General features: G+C 64.2%; 5 protein-coding genes and 1 pseudogene. 4 read left to right on the top strand and 2 right to left on the bottom strand.

Annotation, left to right across the window (positions count from 1 at the left end; genetic code table 11):
- A partial coding sequence (locus EOA33_RS22880; protein ID WP_145989240.1) for a LacI family DNA-binding transcriptional regulator occupies positions 1-463 on the top strand: 463 nt, incomplete at its 5' end.
- Between the two features lie 7 nt (positions 464-470).
- Here EOA33_RS22880 and EOA33_RS22875 read toward each other — a convergent pair.
- Positions 471-1,478 carry an aldo/keto reductase gene (locus tag EOA33_RS22875; protein WP_127406657.1) on the bottom strand — a complete coding sequence of 336 codons (1,008 nt, stop codon included), beginning with the start codon at positions 1,476-1,478 and terminating at the stop codon, positions 471-473.
- A 167-nt stretch (positions 1,479-1,645) separates the two neighbouring features.
- Between EOA33_RS22875 and EOA33_RS22870 the strand changes: the two are divergent.
- Both EOA33_RS22870 and EOA33_RS22865 read left to right on the top strand, forming a co-directional pair.
- Positions 1,646-2,327, top strand: a pseudogene (locus EOA33_RS22870) (IS1 family transposase).
- Positions 2,324-2,686, top strand: coding sequence for an Imm8 family immunity protein (locus EOA33_RS22865; protein ID WP_127406656.1), 363 nt, complete (start codon positions 2,324-2,326; stop codon positions 2,684-2,686). Before EOA33_RS22870 ends, EOA33_RS22865 begins: the two are co-directional and overlap by 4 nt.
- A gap of 152 nt (positions 2,687-2,838) precedes the next feature.
- Here the strand turns inward: EOA33_RS22865 and EOA33_RS22860 are convergent, their stop codons facing one another.
- Positions 2,839-3,336, bottom strand: coding sequence for a GNAT family N-acetyltransferase (locus tag EOA33_RS22860; RefSeq protein ID WP_127406655.1), 498 nt, complete (start codon positions 3,334-3,336; stop codon positions 2,839-2,841).
- 329 nt (positions 3,337-3,665) lie between these two features.
- On the opposite strand from EOA33_RS22860, the gene groL reads away from it, so the two are divergent.
- Positions 3,666-5,294 carry a chaperonin GroEL gene (gene groL / locus EOA33_RS22855; RefSeq protein WP_127406654.1) on the top strand — a complete coding sequence of 543 codons (1,629 nt, stop codon included), beginning with the start codon at positions 3,666-3,668 and terminating at the stop codon, positions 5,292-5,294.
- Positions 5,295-5,395: the final 101 nt, after the last annotated feature.

The following is a 5,395-nucleotide window of genomic DNA, read 5'->3' as shown; positions in this document are numbered from 1 at the left end:
GGTCAACAACAACGCTTCGGCCAGGCAGGAGGCCTATGTCGAGGCCATGCAGCAGTTCAAGATGACGCCGCGCATCGTGCCGGTCGAGGACGCGCGCTCCTGGGATTTCGAGAAGTTCGGCTTTGACGAGGCGACGCGCATCCTGAAGGCCGGCGGCTTTTCGACCAGGACCGTGCTGTGCGCCAACGACCGCGTCGCCTTCGGCGTGCTCGGCGCCGCCTTCCAGCTCGGCCTCAAGGTGGGACATGGCGCCGATTGCGATCTGAGGGTCGCAGGGCACGACGACCATCCGCTGTCGCGCTACGCCTGCCCGCCGATCACGACGGTGGCGCAGAACTACAACGAGATCGGCCGCCTGGCGATCGAGTTGCTGCTCGAGCGGCTGGACGAAAAGTCCTCGGCCAAGCGCGGTGACGCCCGCATCCTGCTCAACGCCGAGCTGATGCTGCGCAGCTCGGCGTGAAACAGGCCTACCGATCCACCATCGACATCGTCCGCTCGTTGTAGCGCGGCCCCGAAATCCTGTCGGGTGTCAGCGCCATGTCGAGCAGCAGCATCTCGGTGGCGTCAAGCCCGATGTCGGCGGCAGCGACATTCTCCTCCAGATATGTCCGGCGCTTGGTGCCGGGGATCGGCACGATGTCGATGCCGAATTCCGGGCCCTTGGCGAGCAGCCAGGCAATCGCGATCTGGCCGGGCTTCACGCCCCTGGCGGCGGCCACGTCGCGCACCGCGCTCGCCGCCGCGACATTGGCATCGAAATTCTCGCCCTGGTAGCGCGGGTCGCCGCGCCGGAAATCGCCTTCCGGGTAGTCTTCCGCGCGCTTGACGTCGCCGGCGAGGAAGCCGCGCCCGAGCGGCGCGAAAGGCACCAGGCCGATGGCGAGCTCCTTAAGCAGCGGGATGATCTCGGGCTCGAGATTGCGCTCCCACAGCGAGTATTCGCTCTGCAGCGCCGACACCGGATGCACGGCATGGGCGCGGCGGATGTTGGCGATGCCGGCCTCCGATAGGCCGAGGAAGCGCACCTTGCCCGCGGCCACCAGCTCGCCGACCGTGCCGGCGACATCCTCCATCGGCACGGCAGGATCGACGCGGTGCTGGTAGAGGAGATCGATACGGTCGGTGTCGAGCCGCTTCAGCGATGCCTCCACCACCTCGCGGATGTGCTCGGGCCGGCTGTCGCGGCCAGTGCCGTCCTGCCTGCCGTCCTTGATGACGAAGCCGAATTTCGTCGCGATGGTCACCTGGTCGCGCCGCCCCTTCAGCGCGCGGCCGAGCAGTTCCTCGTTGACGAACGGCCCGTAGACTTCGGCCGTGTCGAGGAAGGTGCAGCCGAGCTCGATCGCCCGGTGCAGCGTGGCGATCGATTCCGCCTCGTCGGCCGGGCCGTAGGACTGGCTCATGCCCATGCAGCCGAGGCCGATTGCCGAGACTTCGAGCCCCTGGCTGCCGAGTTTCCGCTTGCCCAGGCTCATGTGTTCTCTCCGGCCGAATGTGCAATCCGGCTAAATTATAGGGCAGGGCGGTAAGCCGTCCAGCCGGACAGGCAGGTGCTTGATCGAGATCAAGGGAAGCCGACGGCAGGTAGTGTCTCAGTTTGAATTTGATCGCTAGGCGATAGCGCCCCGCGGCGTTTGCTCCCATAGGCGGAACCGCCTACGGGGGTAGTTCGATGCGGTCGATCTCGCGCGTTGCCGATGTGTCGATCAACAGTCGATGTCGGCAAGTTCTGCGCCGATCTGCACGACCGCGAAGTTCGCAACGTCACCTCCAAGCGTATTCAATGTGATGAAATCTGGTCGTTTGTCGCCGCGAAAGCCAAGAACGTTTCGACCATGAAGCAGCCGGTCGAAGGCGCTGGCGACGTATGGACCTGGACCGCTTTGGACAGCGATACCAACCTCATCGTGTCATGGCTGGTTGGCGGTCGTGACGGCGAACATCGCTGACCTTCATGGATGACGTGAAAGACCGCCTTGCCAACCGCGTCCAGCTCACGACCGATGGGCACCTGGCGAGCCGGAAAGCAACAAGTCGCCAGAGAGCCGCTATAGCCCCGCCGTCTGCACTGGTGCCGTCAAGACGCGCGTTGAAGGCAACCCGGCACATCGCATATCGAACGCGCCAATCTCACGATGCGCATGGCGAACCGTCGCTTCACGCCTTACCAATGCCTTCTCAAAGAAGTTTGACAACCATGTCCACATGGTCGCGATCTACAGACGCTCTGGTCGATGGAAGACCTTTGCGAGAAGATGGACGCCGTTGCGCCGAAGCCGGGCAAGCGCGGTCCCTATAAGAAGCAGGAAAAGCGAGTTTCATGAAAGCGGAGTATAAGGGTCATAGGATTGTGGACGCCGATAAGCTCGCGTTCGATCTCTCTACATGGCGTCCGTCTGATCCAACTGATTTTTCGCTCACCATTGATTTCTATGCGGGAGAAGAGGGTAAAGAAGGCTCAGATGCTTTCACGGCCACGGTGTGTTCGCCGGCATGGTTTCTTCGGTCCCACACAGAAGCGGCCTTTTCTGGTGAAGGCGTAATTTTCATGCGGACGTTCGATCACCTTCAACTGGAAAAATTTCTCATCGCTCGATGCGCTTCGGCTAAGGGCAATAGCTGGAATGAGATAGCCTGTGAGCTTTCGCGGGTCGGGCTATGGGAATTCGAATACAAGCTCTGAATTTCAAACTGAGACACTACCCGACGGCAAGGATCGTAGTCTGCGATTGTCTTGGCAGGGACGCGAGGCGGGCGGGTGGTTCCGGCCGAAGGACGCCGGACGGCCGCTACAGGAACCACCCGCACCGCCGCGCTGGCAATGCCCGCCGGGCCTCACGCCCTCGGCAGCAGCCTGCGCATGATCAGCGAGGCATGGCCGCCGACCCCGTGCGCGGCGGGTCGCCGCTCGACCACCTCGAAACCGTGCTTGCGATAGAAGGCGATCGCCCGGTCGTTGCCCTCGATCACTTCGAGCGCGATCGAGGCGATGCCGGCATGGGCGGCGAGCACGGCGTGCAAGAGGTCGGTCGCCAGCCCGCTGCCGTACTCTTCCGGTTCGATATGCAGGCGGTCGAGCATGACGTCGCCGCGATCATCCATCGCCGCCATGGCGTAGCCGGCGATCGACCCGTCGGGCCGCTCGGCGACGAAGGACATCTTGTCGTCGTCTGCAAGTTCCGCCGCCAGCTTGTCCGGCGCGTGCTTGTCGTCGGAAAGCCGCGCCGTGGTCTCCGCGCCCATGATCGGCGAATAGGTCCGCCGCCAGGATTGGCCGAGCAACTGCGACACTGCAGCCAGGTCGCCTTTCGTCATTGCCCTGATCTGGACCATTGCCATCGTCCTCTGTCGCCGGCGCGGCGCACGCCAACTACTGCAGCCCAAGCGCCCACCTGGCAAGGCCGCTCGCCAGCGCCGCTGGCCCCTTCTGAACGGGTGGACGCGGCGAACTGTTCCGATGCTGCGCCGCACAAGCTCTCTCCGCCCTCGGGACCGACCGTCCTGCGCTTGCGCGATCCTGAATAACATCGTGATTACAGGGCGTTGCAGCACCGGCAGATTGAAAAGATTCTCGGCTGCCGCCCTTGAAACCCATTGGTGCCCGACTAGTTCGATAAGCGTGCGAGCCCTGACAAGGGAAGGCTCGCGGAGGGAGGGTTCCAATGGCTGCCAAGGAAGTGAAATTCCACGCCGAGGCCCGCGACAAGATGCTGCGCGGCGTCGATATTCTGGCCGATGCGGTGAAGGTGACGCTCGGCCCCAAGGGGCGCAACGTCGTCATCGACAAGTCGTTCGGCGCGCCGCGCATCACCAAGGACGGTGTGACAGTGGCGAAGGAAATCGAACTGGTGGACAAGTTCGAGAACATGGGCGCGCAGATGGTGCGCGAAGTGGCGTCGAAGACCAGCGACATTGCCGGCGATGGCACCACCACGGCGACGGTGCTTGCCCAGTCCATCGTCCAGGAAGGTAACAAGGCGGTTGCCGCCGGCATGAACCCGATGGATCTGAAGCGCGGCATCGACAAGGCCGTGGAAGTGATCGTCGCCGAGCTCAAGGCCAATGCCCGCAAGGTGACCCGCAACGACGAGATCGCCCAGGTCGGCACCATCTCGGCCAATGGCGATGCCGAGATCGGCCGCTTCCTGGCCGAGGCGATGCAGAGGGTCGGCAATGAGGGCGTCATCACCGTCGAGGAGGCCAAGACCGCCGAGACCGAGCTCGAAGTGGTCGAGGGCATGCAGTTCGATCGCGGCTATCTCAGCCCTTATTTCATCACCAACCAGGACAAGATGCGCGCCGATCTCGAGGAGCCCTATCTTCTGATCCATGAGAAGAAGCTGACCAATTTGCAGGCGCTGCTGCCGATCCTCGAGGCGGTGGTGCAGTCGGCGAAGCCGCTGCTGATCATCGCCGAGGATGTCGAGGGCGAGGCGCTGGCAACGCTGGTCGTCAACAAGCTGCGTGGCGGCCTGAAGGTCGCCGCCGTCAAGGCACCGGGCTTCGGCGACCGCCGCAAGGCGATGCTGGAGGACATCGCCATCCTCACCGGCGGCCAGGTCATCTCCGAGGATCTCGGCATCAAGCTGGAAAACATCACTCTGGCGATGCTCGGCCGCGCCAGGCGAGTGACCGTCGAGAAGGAGAACACCACCATCGTCGACGGCGCCGGCGGCAAGCCCGAGATCGAGGGCCGCGTTGCCCAGATCAGGCAGCAGATCGGCGAAACCACCTCCGACTACGATCGCGAGAAGCTGCAGGAACGGCTGGCCAAGCTCGCCGGCGGCGTCGCCGTCATCCGCGTCGGCGGCTCGACCGAGGTCGAGGTCAGGGAGCGCAAGGATCGCGTCGACGACGCGCTGCACGCCACCCGCGCGGCGGTCGAGGAGGGCATCCTGCCCGGAGGCGGCGTGGCGTTGCTGAGAGCGGCAAGGGCGCTTGACGGCATCGCCGTCGACAATCCCGACCAGAGGACCGGCATCGAGATCGTGCGCCGCGCGCTGGAAACGCCGGTACGCCAGATCGCCGAAAACGCGGGCGCCGAAGGCTCGATCATCGTCGGCAAGCTGCGTGAGAACGGTCAATTCTCTTTCGGCTGGAACGCCCAGACTGGCGACTATGGCGATCTCTACGGCCAAGGTGTGATCGACCCGGCCAAGGTGGTGCGCACCGCCCTGCAGGACGCCGCCTCCATCGCCGGGCTGTTGGTTACCACCGAGGCGATGGTGGCGGAAAAGCCGAAGAAGGAGGCCGGTCCCATGATGCCGCCCGGGGGCGGTATGGATTATTAGGGGCTCCGCTGGCGGGAGAGGGGAGGCATTCCCCAAATTGACTCCCCCGCCGCTCTCCGCCATCCTTGGGGCTGCCGCTATCCCTGCGGCAGCCCCAAGGA

Origin of the sequence: Mesorhizobium sp. M4A.F.Ca.ET.050.02.1.1, from assembly GCF_003997725.1 — a bacterium.
Taxonomy (GTDB): Bacteria; Pseudomonadota; Alphaproteobacteria; order Rhizobiales; family Rhizobiaceae; genus Mesorhizobium.
This window is presented reverse-complemented; position numbering and strand designations above follow the sequence as displayed.

What these genes read in the sequence shown, in the direction of transcription:
- EOA33_RS22875 (WP_127406657.1), bottom strand. Translation starts at nt 1,478, where the DNA reads ATGAGCCTGGGCAAGCGGAAACTCGGCAGCCAGGGGCTCGAAGTCTCG.
- EOA33_RS22865 (WP_127406656.1), top strand. Translation starts at nt 2,324, where the DNA reads ATGAAAGCGGAGTATAAGGGTCATAGGATTGTGGACGCCGATAAGCTC.
- EOA33_RS22860 (WP_127406655.1), bottom strand. Translation starts at nt 3,336, where the DNA reads ATGGTCCAGATCAGGGCAATGACGAAAGGCGACCTGGCTGCAGTGTCG.
- groL (WP_127406654.1), top strand. Translation starts at nt 3,666, where the DNA reads ATGGCTGCCAAGGAAGTGAAATTCCACGCCGAGGCCCGCGACAAGATG.